This is a genomic window from Halobellus rarus, from assembly GCF_024494595.1.
Classification (GTDB): domain Archaea; phylum Halobacteriota; class Halobacteria; order Halobacteriales; family Haloferacaceae; genus Haloquadratum; species Haloquadratum rarum.
Map to the genome: position 1 here is coordinate 1 of NZ_JANHDI010000007.1, position 21197 is coordinate 21197.

Genomic DNA, 21197 nt, shown 5'->3' on the forward strand with positions numbered 1-21197 from the left:
GACGGCCGAGGACGGCGACACGTTCAGTGTCGGAGAAGCGACGGTCGAGACCGTGGCCACGCCGGGGCACACGACGGGCATGACGTCGTACCTACTCGACGAGAGCCTGCTGGCGACGGGCGACGGGTTGTTCATCGAGAGCGTCGCCCGCCCGGACCTCGAAGAGGGCGACGAGGGCGCGCCCGACGCCGCGCGACTGCTCTACGAGTCCCTCCAAGAGCGCGTGCTCTCCCTGCCCGACGACACGCTCGTCGGCGGCGCGCACTTCAGTGATGCCGCGGAACCAGCGGAAGACGGCACGTACACGGCCCCGATCGGCGACCTGAAAGCGGAGATGGACGCGCTGACGATGGAGGAATCGGAGTTCGTGGAGGTGATCCTCTCGGATATGCCGCCGCGGCCGGCGAACTACGAGGAGATCATCGCGACGAACCTCGGACAGAACGCCGTCGACGACGAGGAGGCGTTCACCCTGGAACTCGGCCCGAACAACTGCGCGGCCAGCCAGGAATCTCTCGCCGGAGACTGAGGCGAACGACTCTAAAATACACGACCCAATAACACACGAATGGTAACAGATCCACTTCCGCTGCAGATATTCGCCGAACTGTTCCCGAACGGGATCAGTCGCTACGCCGTCGGGGGGCTCCTCGTCGGTCTCGGCGTGATCGTTATTTACATCGGCACAGGCATCCCGGCCGGAGCGAGTACGTTCCTCGAGTCGACGCTGTCGTACGTTTCCGACCAGTCGCGGTTCCAGAAGTACGTCTCCTCGCGGGACTGGCGAGTCGTCTTCACGCTCGGCATCGTCCTCGGCGGTCTGGCGTTCGCTGCGACGGTACAGTCCGGCGTTGTCACGACGTCGCTCTACGAACCCGGAACGACGGGCGAACTGTACGAGGTCGCCGGCGTTACGCTCTGGACGACCGCCGTCCAGCCCTGGCGGCTGTTCTTCGGCGGCATCCTTGTCGGGATCGGAACCCGGATCGGTAAGGGATGTACCTCCGGCCACGGCGTCTGCGGCGTCGGCTCGGCGTCGAAGACCTCGCTCGTCGGCGTGGCGACGTTCCTACTCGTCGCTATCGTGACCGCGCAGGTCGTCGCCGCGCTGGGGGTGAGCCCATGAGCGAGGACCGCCATCCCCTGTTCATCCCGCTGATCCTCGTCGGCGGCGTGATCTTCGGGTTCGGACTGGGATTCAGTCATATGGCGCGGCCGGAGGTCGTGCTGGACTTCCTTCAGTTCGAAGACCTCGGACTGCCGTTCGTCATGTTCGGCGCGGCGATCGTCTCCGGGATCGCCTTCGCGGTACTGCCGCGGATCCGGGATCGTGCACCGCTGACCGGAAGCCGGTACGAACGCCGGCTGAAACCGTTCGATAGGAACGTCCTGATCGGCGGCGCGATCTTCGGCGTCGGCTGGGGGCTGTCGGGGATCTGTCCCGGCGCGGCCTACGCCAGCCTCGGTATCGGTAACGTCACCATCCTGTGGGCGCTCGCCGGGATGTTCGTCGGCGCGTACCTGCAGGGGTACTGGCGGAGTTGATCCCTTTTCGCTCCCGAGTCGTGCGGGGGCTGACACGGACGCAGTCTGCCGGTCGTCTGACGCGGTTTTAAGTGTGACACGGAAGAGCAAACGATCGGGCGCGCACTCCCAGGGACGGTCATTCCGTCCCGCTGCCGAGGGCTGTCGTACCCTCTCTCGGCGGTCGCTTCCCCATTCGACGCGACCGCCGGTGAGGGACCACAACAGCCTTTGACGGCCTCAGTTCCCATCCTCCCACCGCGCGCCCAACACGCGGACGTTGCACCCCGGTTCGACGGCGCGTCGTCGTCCCCCGCGACGACGCATCGGACGATTTCCGTTCGCTCTCGTAATCCCTCGATCGTATTGCGCTCCCCGACTACTCGCCGAGGAGCGTCGAACGCGCCCGTTCGAGTCCGTCGTCCTCGTCGTCGACCACCAGCGCGAGCTGGTCGCCGGCCTCGACGATCGTCCCGGGCAGGGGGATCGTCATCGCCTCGCGCTTTCGACCGTGGGCGTAGACCCGGCCGAAATCGTCGAGGTCGATGTCGTTGACCTTCCGTCCGATCACCGGTGCGCCCTCCGGAATCGTCACCGTCGTGAGCCGTAGCTGTTCGGTCAGCTCGCCGAGCGCGTTGAAACTCCCCCCGAGCAGCGCCGTCTTCGCCCCCGCCGCGCCGAGCCGCTCGGGGTAGATGACCTCGTCGACGTCCTCCTCGTAGCGGTCGTAGATCTCCTCTCGGAAGTCCTCGCTGATCCGCATCGCCACCCGACAGCCGAAGTCCTTGCCGATCATACAGGCAGCGAAATTTATGTTGGGATCACCGGTGAGTCCGCCGAGCGCGACGGCGTTCTCGACGCCCGCGCGCTTCAGGACCGACTCGTTGCTCCCGTCTCCTTCGACGACCTCGAAGCCGGCCTCGCGGGCGCGGTCGGCCCTGTCGGGGTCGTTGTCGACGACAACGACCGGGTACCCCTCTTCGTGGAGAATCCGGGCAGTCCGCCTGCCGACTCGTCCGTACCCGACGATGATGAACGACATATGCCAACGTAACACACTCCGGGTACAAAAGCGTAGACCCGTTGATTCGGGTGCGGCGGGCTGGTCGGGTGCTGGAACACCCGCCCGTCGAGTACATCGATCGCGGCTACTCGTCCAGTCGCTCCTGCCACTTCTGGACGGTCGCCATCAGTTCGATCGGCGAGGTCTCGTTCAGGTCCAGGTCGTCGAGTTGGGTTGCGATGTCCTCCAGTTCCGGCCGATGCTCGGTCGCCGCGGACTCGTCACCGGACGCCGTGCCCGTCGCCGACGCGCCCTCCGCTCGACCGCCGTCGGCCGCGCTCGCTTCGGCGGCCGCGCCGGTGCCGTCTCTCGTCTCCCCGCCGCCGGCGAACTCCCCCGCTGAGAGGTCGAACACGGCCTGCGTGGGTTCACTGCTGCCCGTTCCGCCGCCGCTCCCGCGAGCTTCGATCGCCTCGTCGGCGCGGAGGCGCGCGAGCACCTCGTCGGCGCGGGAGACGACCGGGTCGGGAACGCCCGCCAACTCCGCGACGTGGACGCCGTAGGAGCGGTCCGTCGGTCCGTCCTCGATCGTCCGGAGGAACGTCACGCTCTCCCCGCTGTCATCGACTGAGACGTGGACGTTCACGACGCGCTCTAAATGCTCCGCCAGCGACGTCAGCTCGTGGTAGTGCGTCGCGAACAGCGTCTTCGCGCGCACCTCGTTGTGCAGGTACTCCGTGGCGGCCCACGCGATCGAGATGCCGTCGTAGGTCGCCGTTCCCCTCCCCACCTCGTCGAGGATCACGAGCGAGTCCTCGGAGGCCGAGTGGAGGATGTTCGAGAGCTCCTGCATCTCGACCATGAAGGTCGATCGACCCTGCGCGAGTTCGTCGAGCGCGCCGACGCGGGTGTAGATGCCGTCGACGACGCCGACCGTCGCCGCCCGTGCCGGCACGAAACTCCCCATCTGGGCGAGCAGCGTGATGAGCGCGACCTGGCGCATATACGTCGACTTGCCGCTCATGTTCGGCCCGGTGACGAGCAGGAACCCCCGCTTTTCGTCCATTCGCAGTCCGTTCGGGACGAACTCGGTCGTCTGCTCGACGACGGGGTGTCGACCGGCGTCGATGTCGAGCGGCCCCGGCTCCGTCAGTTCGGGACGGACCCAGTCGTTGCCGGCGGCGTGGGTCGCCAGCGACGCCAGGGCGTCGACCTCGGCGAGCGCGCGGCCGACGTCCTGCAGCAGCGCCGCGTGGTCGGCGATCCGATCGCGGAGGTCACAGAACAACTCGTACTCCAGGTCGCCGCGGGCCTCCTCGAGTCTGAGGATGTCCCGCTCGCGCTCCTCCAGTTCGTCGGTGACGAACCGCTTTGAGTTCTTCAGCGTCTTGATTTCTTTATAATGCTCGGGCACCTCGTCGGCGACTGACTTCCCGACCTGGATGTAGTGGCCGTCGGTCTTGTTACGGTCGACGGTGACGTGGCTCAGGCCGTGCTGTCGCTTCTCGCGCTCGGCGAGGGTGTCGATCCACTCGCTGGCCTCCTCGTGGCGCGTCAGCAACTCGTCGAGTTCGTCGTCGTAGCCGCGGCGGAACAGGCCGCCCTGCGTGACCGTCTTCGGCGGGTCGTCGGCGAGCGCCGATTCGAGTTCCCCGCGTATCTCCCGGGCGGCGTCCCGGTCCGGACGGTCGACGATATCGGCGAGCGGCGAGGCGGCGAGCGGCGAGCCCTCGACGGCGTCGGCGAAGGCGGGGAGGACCGCGAGCGTGTCCCGGACGGCGAGGAGGTCCGTGGCGTCGGCGCTGCCGGACGTCGCGCGCGCTGCTAGGCGCTCCAGGTCGTAGCCGCCGTCGAGCGCGTCGCGGACGCGTTCGCGGGCGAGCGCGGCAGACGCGAGCGCGTCGACGCAGTCGAGCCGCCGGTCCAACTCTTTGCGGTCGCGTCGGGGGCGGGTCACCCACTCCCGGAGGAGCCGTCCCCCGGGGCTCGTCACGGTGTGATCGATCGTGTCCACGAGCGTTCCCGTCCGCTCGCCCTGCATCGTCTCGGTGAGTTCGAGGTTGCGCTGGGTCGTCGCGTCGAGTTCGAGGTGCTCGCTCGTCTCGAACGTCCGCAGCCGCGTCATCGACGGCAACACCCCCGCACCGGTCTCCTCGACGTAGCGGAGCACCGCTCCGGCGGCCCGGACCGCGGGCGCGTCGTCGAGGCCGACGCTCGAAAGCGTCTCCCGGCCGAACTGCTCGCCGAGCGCGTGTTTCGCCCGCCCGGGGGCGAACGCGTCGGCCTCGAACAGCGACACCGACGCGTCGGTCTCCTCGCGGAGGCGTCGCGTGAACTCGTCGTCGGCGCGGACGTCCGGTCCCGGGAGGATCTCGACCGGCGAGAAGCGATACAGCTCCGAGAGCGCGTCGTCGGCGTCGGCGGCGACGGTCACGAGGAACTGCCCGGTCGTCGCGTCCGCGAACGCCAGGCCGACCCCGGCGGAGCCGTCCGACCCGTCCGAACCGCCCGATCCGCTCCCGTCGCCCACGACGGCGGCGATGTAGCGCGCGTCGGCGTCGTCGGTTTCGAGGAGGGTCCCCGGCGTGACGACGCGCGTCACCTCCCGGTAGTGGTCGCCGCTCTCGTCCTCGAACTGGTCTGCGACGGCGACCCGGTAACCGCGCTCGACCAGCGCCTTCAGATACGGCGTGAGGTCGTCGACCGGGACGCCGGCCATCGGGTACGACGAGCCGTGGGAGGACTTCTGTGAGACCTTCAGATCCAACTCGTCGGCGACCAGTTCCGCGTCGTCGGCGAAGAACTCGTAAAAGTCGCCGCATTGCATCGTCAGCACGTCCGCGTCCGTCTCGGACTTCAGAGCGAGAAACTGCTCGACGATCCCCTGCGAGGTCATACCCGCACGTGGGCGTCTGGGTGATAAAACGCTACGGTCTGGGGGCTCTTCGGTCGTCTTCCACGTCGGTCGCCTCCGACGGAGATTTATATACGAACGGGCGGCCAGCACCGACGTGACGTAAGCGAGACCCCGCGTCGGGCCGCGGTTGCTCGGCACGTCGGCGCGGGATCCGGGAACGGTCGCCAGTCGGGGAGGACTGGTGAGTGTCCCGAGCGGGTGCCGACTGTTCGCCCCATCTCAGCCGAGCGCGCCGCGTCGTGACGGGTTCGGTGGTCGAGTAGGGCTGCCGGTGTCGTCCTCGGTGGCGTGAGAGAGCCGTCGGTGACGATTCGGCGGTCGAGGCGGGCCGTCGATGACGACAGCGATCGGCGATACCGCCCTCAACGATCCACCTCGCCCATAATCGTATCGAGGCTGCCGAGCGTCGCGATCAGGTCCGGGATGTACTCCCCGCGGGCCATCTCGGGGAGCGCCTGCAGGTGCGAGAACGAGGGGCCACGGATCTTGAACCGCGACGGCGAGTCGGTTCCGTCGGCGCGGATGTAGATACCGAGTTCGCCCTTCGCGGCCTCGACGGCGCGGTACACTTCCGTGTCGGGATCCGGCTTGATCGTCCGCGGGACGTTCGACTGGATCGTCCGCTCGTCGTCGGGCCACTCGGCCAGCAGATCCGCGCACTGCTCGACGATGCGCGCGGACTGTTCGATCTCCCGCAACCGGACCAGCAACCGCGCGAAGTTGTCGCCGTCGGGTTCGGTGACGACGTCCCATTCCAACTGGTCGTAGTAGCCGTAGGGATCGTCCCGGCGGAGGTCGTAGTCGACGCCGGAGCCGCGTGCGACCGGTCCCGTACAGCCGTAGGCTTTCGCCGTCTCCGCCGGGAGCACGCCGGTGTCGACGGTCCGCAGCTGGATGACCTCGTTTCCGGTGAGCAGGTCGTGGTACTCGGCCAGTCGCTCGGGCAGGTCGTCCACGAGGTCGTATATTTCCCCGAGGAACTCCTCGCGGGGTTCGGGGAGGTCCCAGACGACGCCGCCGAGCCGGAAGTAGTTGAACATCAGCCGCTGGCCGGTGAGGTCTTCCAGAACGTTCTGCACCCGTTCGCGGTCCTTGATCGCGTACATAAACGTGGCCGTGAAGTCGCCGATCACGTCGAGCGCGTACGCGCCGACCGCCAGGAAGTGCGAGAGCATCCGCGAGAGCTCCGCGGCCATCGTCCGGATCACCTGGGCGTACGTCGGCACGTCGATGCCAGCGAGTCGCTCTGCGGTCCGCGCGTAGGCCCACTCGTTCAACAGCCCCGCACCGCCCCAGTCCCAGCGGTCGGGGTACGGCATAATCTGGTGACGGTACGTCTTCGACTGGCACATCTGCTCCTCGCAGCGGTGGATGTAGCCGATGTCGGGGTCGACGTCGACCACCTGCTCGCCGTCGAGGACCACCTGCAGGTGGAGGACGCCGTGGGTCGCCGGATGATGCGGTCCGATGTTCAAAAGCAGCGTGTCGCCCGCGCGCTCGTCCTCCTCGATCGGGTTCACGTTCTCCGTGTACGGGACGATCTGCGGTCGATCCTCGTCGTACTCCAGCGAGAGCGGATGCCCCTGCCACGTCTCCGGAAGGAGGAGCCGACGCAGGTCCGGGTGGTCGGCGTACTCGATGCCGACGAGGTCGTAGGCCTCGCGTTCGTGCCACCCGGCGGTCGGAAAGACGGGCGCGGCCGACTCGCTGACAGGATCGTCACCCGGCGTCGGGACGACGACGCTCAGCTCCGTCCTCGGATCGTCGTACCGCTTCAGGTGATAGATCGTCTCGTAGCGGTCCGGATACTCCTGGGCGGTGGCACACGAGAGGTGGTCGAACCCCGCCTCGTCGCGGAGGTCCCGGAGGACCGCCTGTACCCCGTCGGGACGGACGACGACCGCGGGCGCGTGCTCGTGCGTCTCCCGACGGACTCGGAACTGCGCTTCGAGGGACTCGATTGCAGCGTCGACGGCCGATAGCTCTTGATCGCCAACCTCGGGCGTCGATGACTGCTCGGGCGGCGTCTGCATACGCGGATACTCGCGGGTGAGACCTCTGGAACTACTGCCTCACAGCTGAGGTGAATTTTTATTTCTCCGTCTACCACTCGATCTCGATGCGATCGGTCCAGCTCAGACTCGATCTGCCGTCGCCCTATGTCCACCCGATGCACGCGTTCGTCGCGGAGACGCCGGGGTTCCGAGCGACGCGGCTGCGCCACTGGAACCCCGCCGTCGGCCAGCGGAACACCCTCGTGTTCTTCGTCGACGGCGACGATATCGACGCGTACACCGCGGCCTTGGAGGACCAGGAGTCGATCCTGGAGTACGAGGTGGCACACGAGGAATCGCGTCGCGGCTTCCATCTCGTCGTCACCGAAGATCAGCGCAGCGCCGACGCCAGACTGACCGCGGCGTTTCTGGACACGGGCGTCGTCGTCGTGCCCCCGATCGTCTACCGCGACGACCGGTGTATCGACGTCTCGATCGTCGGCGCTCCCGACGAGGTCGAGACCGCGATCGACGGTCTCCCCTCAGACGTCGGGGTGACTGTCCGGAAGATCCGATCGTACGACGGTCGGTTCACGGACCCGACGGCGGCGCTCACGCCCCGGCAACGAGAGGCGCTTCGCGTCGCGGTCCGGCACGGTTACTACAACGAGACCCGCGAGGCGACGCTCGACGCCGTCGCCGCCGAACTCGGCTGTTCGACCGGCACCGCAGCCGAACACCTCAGGAAGGCGGAGGCGACGGTGTTGCGACGGGTCGTCGACGCGGTCCCCGGCGGTCGGGCGTGACGGTCCCGGAGACGGGTCCGGCGGCGATTCTTCCCCTTCACTCCGCGCCGATCGTACACGCGTCCGTGTACTCGACGTCGTCGATCGAGTCGATCGGACCGTCGCCGCAGACCGGGCACTCGGGGTTCTGCTGGTAGGGGACGGTCTCGAAGCTCATCTCCATCGCGTCGTAGAACAGCAGCCGACCGGTCAGCGTCTCGCCGGCGTCTAAGACGAGTTTCACCGCCTCCGTCGCCTGGATGCAGCCGACCGTCCCGGGGAGGACGCCGAGCACGCCCGTCGTCGCGCAGTCGGGAACCGTCCCCGGTTCGGGGGCTTCGGGGAACAGACACCGATAGCACGGGCCCTCGGGAGTGAGCGTCGTGATCTGGCCCTCGAACTTGTAGATCGCGCCGTGAGCGATGGGGATCTCCCGGAGGCGACAGAAGTCGTTCAGCAGATAGCGCGTGGGGAAGTTGTCGGAGGCGTCGACGACGACGTCGTGGCCCGGAACGACCGAGTCGACGTTCTCCTTCGTCAACCGCGTCTCGTAGGTCTCGACGTCGACGTCGGGGTTCAAGTTCTCGACGAACGCGGCGGCGCTGTCGACCTTCGGCCGCCCGACGTCGTCGTCGCCGTGGATGACCTGCCGTTGGAGGTTGCTCCGCTCGACGACGTCGTCGTCGACGACGCCGAGCGTGCCGACCCCCGCGGCGGCGAGGTACTGAATCACTGGCGCGCCGAGGCCGCCCGCGCCGACGACGAGGACCCGCGAATCGAGCAGGCTCGCCTGCCCCTCGGGGCCGACCTCGTCCATAATGATGTGTCTGGAGTACCGGTCCAACTGCGTCGAGTCGAGTGAGAGTGACATAGGTGTCCTCGGTCGGCGAGCGGGATAACTTCTCGTGGAACGATCGGCGAACCGTCTCTGTCGGTCACGGGTCGGACCCGGACGCGACTGTACCGCCGACCGCGCGACGTCCCGTTCGGAACGTCACTCCGCGCAGCAGGCTTCGGCCTCGTCGGCGTCGCCCTCGGCGGGGTGGGTCTCCGGCGCGTCGTCGGTGAGTTGATAGAGATTCTGCCGCGCGTCCGCGAAGTAGACGTCCTCGTCGACGACGTCGATGCCTTCGAGCCGTTCGAGCGCGTATCGGACCGTCCGAGCCGACAGCATCGACTCCTGGACGATCCCCTTCTGGGTCAGCGGTCCGTTGTATTCGAGTACCTTGAAGACCAGTTTCGCGCTCGGCGGGAGGTCGTCGAGACTCTCCTGTTCTGCCTCTGCCATTAGGTCGTATTCAGCGGCCGAACCGTCATAAACCTTCGCGAGTCCGGGCGGCGAGGAAGGCCGAATAACGGTCTGATAGCGGGTTACAGACGGGTAACCACCCCGGACGTCACGCTTTTGCGACAGCCGTGGCTATCTGCAGTCGATGCCGGAGGGCACGAAGATCGCGGACGTCGACGACGTCCCCGAATCGGGATCGTACCGCTTCACGGCGACGGACGCGTTCACCAACGAGACCGAAGTCATTCTGGTCCGATGCGAGGAGAATCCGGGAATCGAGGCGTGGCGCAACACCTGTACCCACGAGAGCCAGCGGTTCGACCGGGGCGACGGTGCGGCGATCCGCGACGGCGAGATCGTCTGCCCGCGGCACGGCTCGATGTTCGACGCCTGTTCGGGCGCGTGCGACAACGGACCCGCCGCCGGGACCGAACTCCCCGGCGTGGCGGTCGCCGTCGAGTCCGGTTCGGTGTTCCTGACCGACGACAACTACGCTTTCTTGCACGCGGGCGGGGCCGACGACGGGCCGGGGTCGACGTCGCACATCTCGCTCTGATCGGGCCCGAGCGTGTCACGGCGGACCCGGAGAGGAACCGCGTTACTCCGCTTCGAGTTCGATCGCCGGACGGAACGGTACGGCCCCCTTGCGCGCCTCGACGTCGTCGCCCTCTCGCTGGACGACGATCTCGGCCTCGAACTCCGACGCGAGGAAGTCCGCAGCACCGTCGTAGGCGTCGCTCTCGTCGATCTCGGCGAGCGTCGAGAGTTCGTCGTCGTCGCGACCGCGGGCGAACTCGATCAGTTCGCCCACGAGGTCGTTGACTGCGTTCCCGCGCTCGCGGAGGTCGGGATCCTGCATCACCTCGCCCATCACCGCGCCCTGGTCCGCGCCCAGATCCGCGACCGTCGCGAAGACGTCGTGCTTCCAGTCGGCGGCGACGGTGATCCGGATCCGGTCGGGATCGGCCTCGGGAACGTCCTCCTCGGCGTTCTGCAGCGACTGCTGGATCCCCTGGATGTCCTCGACGAGCCGTTCGACCTGCGTCTCCGCGGCCTCGATCCCGCGGTCCAGCAGGTCCTCGTCGACCTCGGGCCACGGGGCGTCCTCCGCGGGCGTGCCCGTCAGCCGCTCGTGGAGCTCGTTCGTGAGGAACGGGACGAACGGCGCGAGCAGGCGGAGGCGGGTCTCCAAGACCTCCCGCAGCGTCCACCGCGCGGCGGGCCGCGAGCCGTTCGTCCGGCGGCGGTACCACCGCAGGTCCTCCTCGAAGTCGTAGAAGGCGGCCTGACTCGCCGTTCGCGTCTCGGAGCCCTCCATCGCCTCGGTGACGGTCTCGACGGTGCGCTGCAGCCGCGACAGCAGCCATCGGTCCGCCGTCGCGAGTTCGGGACGTTCCTCGGGGCCCGGATCGTCGATGACGTCCTGCGCGCGGTTCCAGAAGCGTTCGAGCTGATTTCGCACCGAGGCGACCTGCTCGGCGCGCCAGTCGTAGTCCTGCCACGGCTCCGCCGAGTTCAGGAGGAAGAACCGAACCGTGTCCGCGCCGTACTCCTCGATGGCCTTGCCCGGGAGGACGACGTGACCTTTCGAGGAGGACATCTTCTCGCCTTCGAGCAGGCCCATTCCCATGATGACGATCCCCTCGGGCCACTGCGACTGGTCGAACAGTTCGGCGTGGTGGAACAGGTAGAACGTCAGGTGATTCGAGATGAGGTCGTTCGCGGAGAACCGGTAGGTGACCGGGTACCAGTAGAGCCACTCCGAGCGCAGTTCCAGCGCGCGCTCGTCGGGGTCGTCGACGGCGTCGGATCCATAAAAGAGCGCGTCGAAGAACTCTCTGTCGAGGTCCGCCGCGGGGATCTCATCGAGCCGGTGGGCGATCGTGTAGTACGCCATGTAGATCGTCGAGTCCGACAGCGGCTCGATGACGAACTCGTCGTCCCACGGCAGGCGGGTGCCCAGCCCGTAGTTCCGGATGCAGGGCCACTCGTTCAGCCAGTCGATCGTGTGATCGTACTCGCCGCGGGTGTTCTCCGGGATCGCCTCCATCCGCGAGACGACGTCGTGAGCCTTCTGCTTCCAGGCCTCGTCGTTGTAGCGGAGGAACCACGTGTCCTGCTCGGCGACGACGACGTCGCCGCCGCAGCGGCAGACGACCTCCTCGGAGAACTCCCGCATCGTCCCGAACGCGCCCTCGTCGCGGTAGGCGTCGCGGAATCTGCCTCTCACGTCCTCGACGACCTCGCCGGCGAACTCGCCGTACTCGTCGTTCAGTTCTCCTCGGTGGAACTCGCTGTTGTACAGTTCCTTGGTGGCCGCTTCGAGCGCGGGATCGGTGCTGGATTCGATCCCGGCCTCCTCGACCGCCGTCTTCGCGGGGATCTCGCCGTAGCCCTCGATCGAGAGGATCGGAATCGGTTCGATCGCCTCGACCTCGGCGGGATCGATCCCGTACTCGGCCATCCGCTCGTCGTCGGCCTTCGCTTCCTGGAGGGCGACGTAGTCGTCCGGCGAGTGCGCCGGCACCGACATCACGACGCCGGTGGCGTTCTCGGCGTCGACGAAGTCGGCGGGAAGAACGAGGACTTCGTCGCCGGTGATCGGGTTGGTGACGCGCTCGCCGACGAGGTGCTCGCCCGAGACCGTGCGCTTGGAGACGACCTCGTGGCCCTGCAACTGGAGCTTCTCGACCGCCGCGGCGGAGACGAACCACTCCTCGCCGTCGACGTCGGCGATCACGTAGTCGGCGTCGGGGTCGATGTAGGCGTTCGTGACGCCGCGGACGGTCTCCGGCCGGAGCGTCGCCATCGGCACGACCGTGTCGCCGTGACCGAAGCGGATCAGGGTGTACTCCTGGAACTCCGCCTCCTCGCCTTCGAGTAAGTCGTGGGTCGTGACCGGCTGTTTCTCGTTGGTGCAGTACTTGACGGGGTGGAGGCCCTTCTCCAGGAGGCCGCGGTCGCGCAGCGTCTCGTACTGCCAGGTGATGAACTTCGAGTACCGGTCGTCGTTGGTGGTGAACTCCCGCCGCCAGTCGACCGAGAGCCCGAGGTCCTTCATCCCCTTCTTGTAGTGCTCCTCGATGAAGTGCCGGGCGTAGCCCATCGGCGTCTCCAGGTCTTCGAGGGTGTCCTCGGCGACGTTGTAGGTGTCCCGGAGGACCGAGAGCTGTTCCTCCTCGCCCTTCTTCAGCCGCTCGACCGCGCCGATGATCGGCGTGCCGGTGACGTGCCAGGCGATCGGGAAGAGCACGTTGTCGCCCTGCTGCCGTCGGTAGCGGGCGTAGACGTCGGGGACGGTGTAGGTCCGAGCGTGCCCGATGTGCATCCCGCCGCTGGGGTACGGATAGGGGACCGTGATGAACGTGGGATCGTCGCTGTCGGCGTCAGTGGCGTCCGAGACGTCGGGGGCGTCATCGGAGGCATCAGCATCGACCGCGGCCGCCGCTTCGGCCTCGGCCGGATCGGCCTCGTAGCGACCCTCCTCGGCCCACCGCTCGCGCCAGCGCGCTTCGAGTTCCTGCGGGTCGTAGTCCATACCTACCCTCACTGAACGGGACGGTAAAATAGCTCCTAACTCGGACGGGCGGCGTCTTCTCGTGGAGGGACCCCGCGCGGAAGGGACAACGCTAAGGCCGCCGGCCGGCCGCGTTCTGGTATGCACGCAGACGCGGTCGTCCTCGACATCGACGGCGTCCTCCTCGACGTCGCCGACTCCTACCGGCGCGCCATCGTGGAGTCCGTCGAGCGACTGTGCGGCCGGACGATCGACCGCGAGGACGTCCAGCTGTTCAAGGACGCCGGCGGCTTCAACAACGACTGGGACGTGACGTACGCGGCGGCGCTGTACGTCCTCGTCGACGAGCGCGAAGCGATCGACCTCGCGACGTTCGCCGACGGGATCGAGGCGGCGGGCGGCGGTCTCGACGCCGCCGAGTCGGTCGCGGCCGACCACCTCGGCGACGACGCCTTCGCCGCAGTACGCGACGACTGGGACCGCGAGGGGCTTCGCGACGCGTTCCAGGCGCTGTACCTCGGCGCGGACCTGTACCGCGACCTCGAAGGCGGCGACCCGCCGTTCGAGACCGCCGGCTACATCCACGACGAACCGGTCCTCGTCGATCCCGAAACGCTCGACGCGCTCGCATCGAACGCCGCGGTGGGCGTCCTCACCGGTCGACCGGCCGCGGAGGCCGACATCGCGCTCGAACGCGTCGGCCTCGACCTCCCCGACGAGCACCGCTTCACGATGGACGACTGGGCGGAGGGCAAGCCGCACCCGAGCGCGCTCACGACGCTCGCAGAGCGCTTCGACGCCGACAGCGTGGCCTTCGCCGGCGATACCCTCGACGACGTGAAGACTGCCGTCAACGCCGCCGAGGTCGACCCCCATCGGACCTACCACGGCATCGGCGTCCTCACCGGCGGGCTGACCGGCGAGTCGGGACGAGTGGCTTACGAGTCAGTCGGCGCGGCGGCGGTCGTCGACTCCGTGAACGACCTCCCGGGGCTGCTGTTCGGGGAGTGATTGCCGGATGAACGCGCTCCGGATCGAACGACTGATCTGGGCCGTCGTGTTCGCCGCCCTCGTCGCGCTCGTCGTCGCGTTCGTGCTCGTCCCCGCGTTCGTGCCCGTCCCCGACCTGACCGGCGTCGTGCCGCTCGTCGTCGCGCTCGTCACGTTCGCCGCCGTGGCACCGATCGCCGCGCGCCTCTCGCTGGGGGCGATCTCGGCCGACGAGAAGCCCGGCGATCAGACCGTCCAGTACGTCGTCTTCTTTGTGGTCGCCGTCGTCGGGCAAGTCGCGCTCGGCTCGCTCGGCTACGAGGGAACCGGCCCGAGTCTGTTCGCCTTCGCCGCCGGTTGGCTCGCCGCGACGAAGGCCCGGCGGCTGAACCCGCGGCGCTGGAACCGGGAGGCGGCGGCGTGAGCGGACGCGGCCGCCGTGCCGGCGTCGAGGGGCCGATCGGCGATGAGTGACGACTCCCCACTCGGCGACGTGAAATCGAACCTCCTCCGGTTCGTCGCCGTGGTCCTGGTGGTCGACGTCCTCGGCCTCGGACTGTGGAGCCTGCTCCCGCCGGAGACGACGGTCCGAACGGGGATACTCTTCGGAACGCTTCTGGTCGCGCCCCTGCTGGGGTTCCTCGTCGTATACGCCCCCGCGGTCTCCGCGTCGAAGTAACGGAACGGCGGGCGCGCGGTCGTCTCACCGCTCGCGCACCGACTCGCCATTCTCCCCCTCGAACTCCGGCTCGCCATTCCCCTTCGAACTCCGGCTCGCCGCTTCTCACAATCCTTTACCCCCTCGGTTCCGCACGGACTCCTATGCGAATCGCACTGCTCGGCGGAACCGGGGACCTTGGCGAAGGGCTCGCGCTCCGCTGGGCGTTCCACACGAACCACGACGTCGTGATCGGTTCCTGCGACCCCGACGACGCGCACGCGGCGGCCGACGAGTACGCCGAAACCGTCGCGGCGCACGGTCGCGACGTCAAGATCACGGGCTTCGAGAACGGGATGGCGGCCGACCGCGCCGACGTCGTCGTCCTCGCGGTCCCGCCGTACAACGTCGCCGACACCGTCGAATCCGTTTCAGACGGTCTCGGGGCAGACGACGTCCTCGTCACGCCCGCGGCGGGGATGCAGCGCGACGAGGACGGCTTCCACGCGCACCCGCCGGGCGCGGGCAGCGTCGCGGCGCTCGTCGCCGACGCCGCCCCCGACGACGTCCCGGTCGTCGGCGCGCTTCACACTCTCCCCGCCGGCCGCCTCGCCGACCTGGACGCCGACCTCGGGATCGACGCGCTGCTCGTCGGCGACGACGATCGGGCGAAGGGCGCCGTCGCCGGACTGATCGAAGACATCGACGGCCTCCGGGCGCTCGACGCGGGCGGCCTCGCGAACGCCGCCGAAGTCGAGTCGTTGCCGCCGCTCCTGATCAACGTCGCGCGGGAGAACGACGGGCTGGCGGACCTCGGGGTGCGGTTCGAGTAGTTCGGTCCTTCCGTCGTCGCGTGTCGCGGGCGCGCTCTGCGCGTCTCTCACCGAGCGTCGTCCGACGCTCGCTCGCGCTCCTGATCCGACCGTCTCCGACTGCAGGACGACGCGGGAGGTGACCGATCGGCCGTGGCTGTCCGCGGGGGGAAGAGGCCGTCCCGGAGCGGCCGAGGAGACTGATCGATGCAGCGACCCGCTGATGCGACAGTCAACTATATCCGACGCACCCGAGAGCGTAGCAGTACGATGGATCCGTCAGGGGCGGCGAGAAACGAGCACACCTCGGTCCTCCCGGCGTCGTCGGTGCCGCTGCTCGTGCTCGCCGCGGGCGTCCTCGTCCTCGCCGTCGGCGTCTCCCAGGCCGTTTTGGCCCTTTTCAGCGACGGCCCGCTCGCCGTCGCGCTCTTCGACCTGCTGTTCGTCGGCGTCCCCGGAAGCATCCTGCTGTACACCGGGCGCTGGATGCCCCGATCGGACATCGTCCCTCGGTACTACCCGCGACTCATCGCCTGGGTCGTCGGGGCTATCGTCGTGATGTTCGGGTTCATCCTGCTACGCGACCTCCACCCGGGCGTCACCGCCGAGTGGTCGGTCGGGACGCAGGCCATCGCGCTGATGATCGGTTCGGTCGGCGGACTGGCTATCGGCATTCAGGAGACGCGCGCGACGGTGCGGACGGCACAACTCGAAGAGCGAACGCGCGAACTCGAGGCCCGAGAGCGGCAACTCACGCGGCAGAACGAGCGGCTCGAGGAGTTCGCAAACGTCGTCTCCCACGACCTTCGGAACCCGCTGAACGTGGCCGACGGACGGCTGGAACTGGCCCGCGAGGAGTGCGACAGCGAGCACCTCGATCGCGTCGCGCAGGCGCACGACCGGATGGAAGTTCTCATCGACGACCTGCTCACGCTGGCCCGGGAGGGTGCGGTCGTGACTGACCCCGAACCGGTCGACCTCGACGCGGTTCTGGAGGCGTGCTGGGCGAACGTCGCGACGAGCGAGGCGACGCTCCGAGCCGACCTCGACCGAACCGTCCGCGCCGACGAGAGCCGACTGAAACAGCTCTTCGAGAACCTCGTCCGCAACGCCGTCGAGCACGGTGGTACGGGCGTGACCGTCACCGTCGGCGAACTTCCGAACGGCTTCTACGTCGAGGACACCGGTCCGGGAATCCCCGCGGACGAACGTGAGGACGTCTTCGACACCGGGTATTCGACGAGTCAGGACGGGACCGGATTCGGGCTGAGCATCGTCGAGCAGGTGGCGAAGGCACACGGGTGGGACGTCCGCGCGACCGACGGGGCCGACGGCGGCGCGCGGTTCGAGATCTTCGGCGTCGAGTGCGTCGACGAATAGCGCCTCGGACGCATCGCTCGATGTCGACGCGCCGACGCCGGTCGCACACGGCGTTCAGAACCGGTCGCGAAGTTCCGTCCGCAGGTCCTCCAGCGTGACGTCCTCCATCGCGAGCAGAACCAGCAGGTGATACACGAGGTCGGCGCTCTCGGCCAGCAGTTCCTCCTCGTCGTCGTCCTTCGCGGCCAGGATCGTCTCGGTCGTCTCCTCGCCGAGTTTCTCCAGGACGGCGTTCTCTCCCTTCTCGTGGGTGAAGAGCGACGCGGTGTACGAGCCCTCCGGGAGCGTCTCCTTCCGGTCCTCGATCGTCGCGAACAGTTCGTCGAGGACCTCCGCCGGCGGCGTGTCCGACTCCATACGCCTAGGTGTCGCGGTCGGAAAAAGAATCGTCCGGTTCGCCGCTTCGCCGTTAGCTCTCGTCATCGCGCCGCGTCCCCGACTCCGAACCGGATTCGCCCTCCGCCTCCGAGGCGCGCTGCAACTGTATCGTCACGACGCTGCCGCGCGGTTCGTTCTCCTCGAAGGAGAGGTGTCCGTCGGCGCGGGTGACCAGCCAGTGGACCAGCCACAGCCCCAGCCCCGTCCCGTGCGACAGCGGGTTGATCTCGTGTTCGCCGGTCAGGATCTTCCACTCGGTCGGCGGGATCCCCGGGCCGGTGTCCGCGACGCGAATCCGCACGTCATCGGCGGTCGATTCGATGTTCAGGTCGACGTCCGGCGGCTCGCGGTCCGAGTGGATCACGGCGTTTTCGAGCAGTTCGCCGACGGCGCGTTCGACGCCCGGGATCGCGACGACGGCGACGTCTTCGGGGCAGTCGAACTCGACCTCGATCTCCGCGTCCGGATGAGCCTCTCGGAGTTCTCCCACTTCGTTTCGGACCCGATCCAAGAGCGGAATCCGGTGGTTCGACCCCGACGTCTCGATGATATCGAGGATCTCGCGGTACGTCTCGGCGAGATCCAACAGCCGTTCTCCGACCCGCCCGATCTGTGCCGCATCGGATGCGACCTCCCCCTCCGTCGACTCCTCGATGGCCTGTGCCTTCCCGAGTATCACGTTCATATCGTTTCGGAGGTTGTGTCGTAACACTCGAGAGAGCACGTTGAGTTGGCGTTCCCGCTCTTTCAGCGGCGTGATGTCCGTCTGGATCGCGACGAACTCTCGTACCGCCCCCGACTCGTCGATGACGGGTGCGACCGTCTGCTGTGCGTAATACAGCGAGCCGTCGCGACGCTCGTTGAGGATCTCCTCTTCCCACACGTCTCCCGACTGGACCGTCGCCCACAAGTCCGTGAAGTAATCGTCGGGCATCTGTCCGGAGTTGAGTAGCTCCGGGGTGCGGCCGACGGCGTCGTCGCGTGAGTAGCCCGTGATCTCCTCGAAGGCGGGATTGACGTACGTTATCGTGCCGCTGTCGCCGGTGATGTAGATGGCGTGACCGGCGGTCTCGATGGCGCGACGGAACCGCCGTAGCTTCTGTTCCCGTTCCTTCCGCTCGGTCACGTCGCGCGCGGTGAGAAGCACGTGTCGCACCTCCTCGTCGGGGTACTGAACGCACGCTGTCCGCGCCTCGTACCACTCCACTCCGTCGTCTCGCGCCATCGGGTATTCGGTCCGCTGGATCTCGCCGGTCTCGGCGGTCCGCTCGACCGCCGCCCGGACCGCCGCGGCAGTCTCGTCGGGCAGGACCTCCTCGACCGTCCTGCCGGGGAGGTCTTCCGGCGGGTGGATCGTGATCCCGTCCTCTCCGGAGAGGACTTCCCGGTAGCGACCCGATTCGTCGAAGAGAAAGATGTACTCCGGCGAGGCGTTCATCGCCGCCCGAAGCCGATTCCGACTCGCCTGCAGTTCTCGGTTCATCTCTCGTAACTGTGCCTTGGTCTCGCTCTCCTCTCGAACGTACTGCACCAAGTAGAACGCGAGACCCACCGTGAGGACGCTGACCAGGAAAGCGGGCACCTCCCGTATCGTCGACCCGACGTCGAACAGCGTGAGCCCCTGCCGCAGCGCCATCAGCGAGAGCAGCACCACCAGGAAGACGAACCGACGGTCGCGCTCTCGGTACAGCAGATACACCGAGAGGCCGACGCCGAGGATACGAAGCAGGAGCGACAGCAGGATCGGAGCGGTCACGAACACGAGCGCCGGCCCCCCGAACGAACCTTCGGCCGGACCCGACCCGTCCGTGTGCAACTACAGGGGGACCCGACCATTGCTACACTCGCTGGGTAGCGACGCCTGATTTCATAAAGCCACCGGGGCCGATTATCAGTTTTCGAACCGGGCCGTCCCTCGGTCCGACGGTTTTCGAGAACGTTCGGCGGTTTCGGACGCCCGGCGGTTCCGATCCGAACGGCGTGTCTCATAGCGGCGGTTGCCGCCTCTGACCGGCGCGCACGGCTCTCGGGGGCCGCCCTCTCCCCGTCACCGGGTACCTGCCGCGACTGTCCCGATCAGGCCGGATGGACGGTGATCCGCTGTTTCCGGTCGATCGCCTGCTCGAGTTCGTCGGCGATGGCGCTGCCTCTCGACACCTGGATGTCGCCGCCGCGGCCGACCGTCGCGGTGAAGAGGTACTCGCCGTCGGCGCGGATCTCGACGGTTTCGCCGACGTGTTCGTCCATCCGGACGACGACGTGCCGTGAGGTCACCTCGGGTGTGACCACGATGCCGTCGTCGGGGCCGCCGGACCCACCCGCTCCACCGCTCCCGCCGCTGCCGGCGGCGGACTCGCCGCTGGGTCGTCCGGGCTTCTCGTCGTGGGTGCGCACGTCGATGTCGATGCCGAGTCGGTCCTCGACGTCGGAGATGCGGCCGCCGCCCTTGCCGATGACGTAGGAGATGTCGTCCTCCTCGACGTAGACGACGGCGTCGTTCTGGCCCTTCAGTTCGACGTCGACGTGCCCGCGGGCGATCGATCGGATCTCGCGTTCGATCTCCTGGCGGGCGAGGCGACCGACGCCGGTCTCGTCGTCGCCGTCGCCGTCGCCGATCGGCACCGTGACCACCTGGCGGTTGAACGTGTAGATCTCGTACTCCGGCTTCCCGGTCTCGAAGTCCGCGACCTGGATGACCGGGCGGGCGAGGTCCTCGGCGGTGAGGCCCTCGGGGACCTTCACCTCCGTCGTGACGTCGTAGACGGTGTCGACGCGACCGTCTTCGATGTACACGACCGTATCGACGACCTGCGGGATCATCCCGAGCTCGACGCGGCCGACGAGTCGCTGCAGGGCGTCGATGGCGCGGGTGGCGTGGACGACGCCGACCATTCCGACGCCGGCGAGGCGCATGTCCGCGAAGACGCCGAAGTCCTTCGTCTTCCGCACCTCGTCGTAGATGGTGTAGTCCGGCCGGACCAAGAGTAGCGAGTCGGCCGTCTTCTCCATGTCGCCGCCGAGGGCGGTGTACTGGGTGATGTCGTCGCCGACCTGGAGGTCCCGGGGCTTCTCCATCGTCTTGACCGCGTAGTCCGAGTCGGTGAGGAACTCTGCGACCGCCTGCGCGAACGTCGACTTCCCCGCACCGGGCGACCCGGAGATGAGGACGCCGCGCTGGCGCTCTTTCAGCCGATCCTTGAGTTCGTCGGCGAACTCGTAGTCCTCCAGATCGGTCTTGACGATCGGTCTGACGGCGGTGATCTCGATGCCGTCGGAGAAGGGCGGACGGGCGACCGCGATCCGGTAATCGCGGAACTGGACGATGCTCATCCCCGGTTCCGAGAGTTCGAGAAAGCCCTCCGAACTGCTTCGGGCGGTCTCCTCGATGTCGTCGGCCCACTCCTTCATCGTCGCCTCGTCGGTCACCTCCTCGTCGATCGTCTGGTAACTCATCTCGCCGATGGCCCCGCGCTTGGCCTTCGGCTTCGTCCCCGTCTTCAGGTGGACGGACATCGTCTGCTCGTCGAAGAACTTCTCGATGACGAGTTCGCCGGAGCCGCGGACGCGCGGTTCGACGTACTCGACGTCGAGGCCCTTCGCCTTCGCGACCTCTGCCTGGACGACGTCGCTCGTGAGCAGCGTCGCGCCCTCCTCCTCGGCGACGTCGCGGATCAGCGCGTCGATGTCCCCCTCGTGGGCCCCGGTGGCCTCGCTGGGCTTCGTCCGGCGGCCGACGTATCGCACGTCGACGCGGCCCTCGTCTGCGAGTTCCGCGAGCCGCTGGAGCTCTTCGAGCCCCTCCCATCCCGTGTCGAAGCCGTCGTTGGCCTGCGATTCGAGTTCGCCGACGACCGCCTCCGGGACCAAAATCGGCCCCGCGTCGTCGTCGGACTCGACCCGCTCGGACACGCGACCGTCGATGACCGCGCTCGTGTCCGGCACTATCTTCAT

At 67.8% G+C, this 21197-nt stretch carries 18 protein-coding genes and 1 pseudogene; 10 read left to right on the plus strand and 9 right to left on the minus strand.

The window, feature by feature from the left end; all coding sequences use genetic code 11:
- The 3 genes from NO876_RS08280 to NO876_RS08290 form a co-directional block, all read left to right on the plus strand.
- Positions 1 to 529 (plus strand): MBL fold metallo-hydrolase (locus NO876_RS08280; RefSeq protein ID WP_486606389.1); only part of this gene is annotated, 529 nt, incomplete at its 5' end.
- Positions 530 to 568: 39 nt separating this feature from the next.
- A complete protein-coding gene (locus tag NO876_RS08285) occupies positions 569 to 1126 on the plus strand; it encodes a YeeE/YedE family protein (protein WP_256421224.1) in 558 nt (185 codons plus the stop codon).
- Positions 1123 to 1545, plus strand: a complete 423-nt coding sequence (locus NO876_RS08290; protein ID WP_256421225.1) for a YeeE/YedE family protein — start codon at positions 1123 to 1125, stop codon at positions 1543 to 1545. Before NO876_RS08285 ends, NO876_RS08290 begins: the two co-directional genes overlap by 4 nt.
- Positions 1546 to 1903: 358 nt before the next feature.
- On the opposite strand, the gene NO876_RS08295 is transcribed toward NO876_RS08290, so the two are convergent.
- The 3 genes from NO876_RS08295 to NO876_RS08305 form a co-directional block, all read right to left on the minus strand.
- A complete protein-coding gene (locus NO876_RS08295) occupies positions 1904 to 2566 on the minus strand; it encodes a potassium channel family protein (protein WP_256421226.1) in 663 nt (220 codons plus the stop codon).
- 106 nt (positions 2567 to 2672) lie between these two features.
- Positions 2673 to 5423, minus strand: coding sequence for a DNA mismatch repair protein MutS (mutS, locus tag NO876_RS08300; protein WP_256421227.1), 2751 nt, complete (start codon positions 5421 to 5423; stop codon positions 2673 to 2675).
- A gap of 383 nt (positions 5424 to 5806) precedes the next feature.
- The gene (locus tag NO876_RS08305; RefSeq protein ID WP_256421228.1) at positions 5807 to 7477 is read right to left on the minus strand and encodes an NADH-quinone oxidoreductase subunit D; all 1671 of its coding nucleotides are present in this window, start codon (positions 7475 to 7477) and stop codon (positions 5807 to 5809) included.
- Between the two features lie 86 nt (positions 7478 to 7563).
- Here NO876_RS08305 and NO876_RS08310 point away from each other — a divergent pair, with 86 nt between their 5' ends.
- Positions 7564 to 8244: a helix-turn-helix domain-containing protein gene (locus tag NO876_RS08310; protein WP_256421229.1), complete on the plus strand. Its 681-nt coding sequence runs from the start codon at positions 7564 to 7566 to the stop codon at positions 8242 to 8244.
- Positions 8245 to 8281: 37 nt separating this feature from the next.
- On the opposite strand, the gene ubaA is transcribed toward NO876_RS08310, so the two are convergent.
- On the minus strand, positions 8282 to 9094 hold the full coding sequence (gene ubaA, locus NO876_RS08315) for an SAMP-activating enzyme E1 (protein ID WP_256421230.1): 813 nt from the start codon (positions 9092 to 9094) through the stop codon (positions 8282 to 8284).
- Positions 9095 to 9217: 123 nt separating this feature from the next.
- Positions 9218 to 9511, minus strand: a complete 294-nt coding sequence (locus NO876_RS08320) for a MarR family transcriptional regulator (protein ID WP_103992892.1) — start codon at positions 9509 to 9511, stop codon at positions 9218 to 9220.
- Between the two features lie 145 nt (positions 9512 to 9656).
- Between NO876_RS08320 and NO876_RS08325 the strand changes: the two genes are divergently transcribed.
- Positions 9657 to 10067, plus strand: coding sequence for a Rieske (2Fe-2S) protein (locus NO876_RS08325; RefSeq protein WP_256421231.1), 411 nt, complete (start codon positions 9657 to 9659; stop codon positions 10065 to 10067).
- Positions 10068 to 10109: 42 nt separating this feature from the next.
- Here the strand turns inward: NO876_RS08325 and leuS are convergent, their stop codons facing one another.
- Positions 10110 to 13049 carry a leucine--tRNA ligase gene (gene leuS / locus NO876_RS08330; protein WP_256421232.1) on the minus strand — a complete coding sequence of 980 codons (2940 nt, stop codon included), beginning with the start codon at positions 13047 to 13049 and terminating at the stop codon, positions 10110 to 10112.
- A gap of 120 nt (positions 13050 to 13169) precedes the next feature.
- On the opposite strand from leuS, the gene NO876_RS08335 reads away from it, so the two are divergent.
- The 5 genes and pseudogenes from NO876_RS08335 to NO876_RS08355 all read left to right on the plus strand — a co-directional run.
- Positions 13170 to 14039 carry a TIGR01548 family HAD-type hydrolase gene (locus tag NO876_RS08335; protein WP_256421233.1) on the plus strand — a complete coding sequence of 290 codons (870 nt, stop codon included), beginning with the start codon at positions 13170 to 13172 and terminating at the stop codon, positions 14037 to 14039.
- Between the two features lie 7 nt (positions 14040 to 14046).
- Entirely contained in the window at positions 14047 to 14442 is a 396-nt protein-coding gene (locus NO876_RS08340; protein ID WP_256421234.1) for a hypothetical protein, read from the plus strand.
- Between the two features lie 42 nt (positions 14443 to 14484).
- Positions 14485 to 14697 (plus strand): hypothetical protein, encoded by a 213-nt coding sequence (locus tag NO876_RS08345; RefSeq protein ID WP_256421235.1) that lies wholly within the window; start codon positions 14485 to 14487, stop codon positions 14695 to 14697.
- Positions 14698 to 14840: 143 nt separating this feature from the next.
- Positions 14841 to 15509, plus strand: a complete 669-nt coding sequence (npdG, locus tag NO876_RS08350; RefSeq protein WP_256421236.1) for an NADPH-dependent F420 reductase — start codon at positions 14841 to 14843, stop codon at positions 15507 to 15509.
- Positions 15510 to 16049: 540 nt separating this feature from the next.
- Positions 16050 to 16868 (plus strand): annotated as a pseudogene (locus tag NO876_RS08355) (sensor histidine kinase); the annotation flags it as partial.
- 54 nt (positions 16869 to 16922) lie between these two features.
- On the opposite strand, the gene hisE reads toward NO876_RS08355, so the two are convergent.
- From hisE to NO876_RS08370, 3 genes are all read right to left on the minus strand, one after another.
- Complete coding sequence (hisE, locus tag NO876_RS08360) at positions 16923 to 17225, minus strand: phosphoribosyl-ATP diphosphatase (RefSeq protein WP_256421237.1); 303 nt, start codon at positions 17223 to 17225, stop codon at positions 16923 to 16925.
- Between the two features lie 52 nt (positions 17226 to 17277).
- Positions 17278 to 19008, minus strand: a complete 1731-nt coding sequence (locus tag NO876_RS08365; protein WP_256421238.1) for a PAS domain S-box protein — start codon at positions 19006 to 19008, stop codon at positions 17278 to 17280.
- 314 nt (positions 19009 to 19322) lie between these two features.
- Positions 19323 to 21197: a PINc/VapC family ATPase gene (locus tag NO876_RS08370; protein ID WP_256421239.1), complete on the minus strand. Its 1875-nt coding sequence runs from the start codon at positions 21195 to 21197 to the stop codon at positions 19323 to 19325.

What these genes read in the sequence shown, in the direction of transcription:
- npdG (WP_256421236.1), top strand. Translation starts at nt 14,841, where the DNA reads ATGCGAATCGCACTGCTCGGCGGAACCGGGGACCTTGGCGAAGGGCTC.
- NO876_RS08305 (WP_256421228.1), bottom strand. Translation starts at nt 7,477, where the DNA reads ATGCAGACGCCGCCCGAGCAGTCATCGACGCCCGAGGTTGGCGATCAA.
- NO876_RS08370 (WP_256421239.1), bottom strand. Translation starts at nt 21,197, where the DNA reads ATGAAGATAGTGCCGGACACGAGCGCGGTCATCGACGGTCGCGTGTCC.
- NO876_RS08345 (WP_256421235.1), top strand. Translation starts at nt 14,485, where the DNA reads ATGAGTGACGACTCCCCACTCGGCGACGTGAAATCGAACCTCCTCCGG.
- NO876_RS08310 (WP_256421229.1), top strand. Translation starts at nt 7,564, where the DNA reads ATGCGATCGGTCCAGCTCAGACTCGATCTGCCGTCGCCCTATGTCCAC.
- NO876_RS08325 (WP_256421231.1), top strand. Translation starts at nt 9,657, where the DNA reads ATGCCGGAGGGCACGAAGATCGCGGACGTCGACGACGTCCCCGAATCG.
- mutS (WP_256421227.1), bottom strand. Translation starts at nt 5,423, where the DNA reads ATGACCTCGCAGGGGATCGTCGAGCAGTTTCTCGCTCTGAAGTCCGAG.
- NO876_RS08285 (WP_256421224.1), top strand. Translation starts at nt 569, where the DNA reads ATGGTAACAGATCCACTTCCGCTGCAGATATTCGCCGAACTGTTCCCG.
- ubaA (WP_256421230.1), bottom strand. Translation starts at nt 9,094, where the DNA reads ATGTCACTCTCACTCGACTCGACGCAGTTGGACCGGTACTCCAGACAC.
- NO876_RS08295 (WP_256421226.1), bottom strand. Translation starts at nt 2,566, where the DNA reads ATGTCGTTCATCATCGTCGGGTACGGACGAGTCGGCAGGCGGACTGCC.
- NO876_RS08340 (WP_256421234.1), top strand. Translation starts at nt 14,047, where the DNA reads ATGAACGCGCTCCGGATCGAACGACTGATCTGGGCCGTCGTGTTCGCC.
- NO876_RS08320 (WP_103992892.1), bottom strand. Translation starts at nt 9,511, where the DNA reads ATGGCAGAGGCAGAACAGGAGAGTCTCGACGACCTCCCGCCGAGCGCG.
- NO876_RS08335 (WP_256421233.1), top strand. Translation starts at nt 13,170, where the DNA reads ATGCACGCAGACGCGGTCGTCCTCGACATCGACGGCGTCCTCCTCGAC.
- NO876_RS08290 (WP_256421225.1), top strand. Translation starts at nt 1,123, where the DNA reads ATGAGCGAGGACCGCCATCCCCTGTTCATCCCGCTGATCCTCGTCGGC.
- hisE (WP_256421237.1), bottom strand. Translation starts at nt 17,225, where the DNA reads ATGGAGTCGGACACGCCGCCGGCGGAGGTCCTCGACGAACTGTTCGCG.
- leuS (WP_256421232.1), bottom strand. Translation starts at nt 13,049, where the DNA reads ATGGACTACGACCCGCAGGAACTCGAAGCGCGCTGGCGCGAGCGGTGG.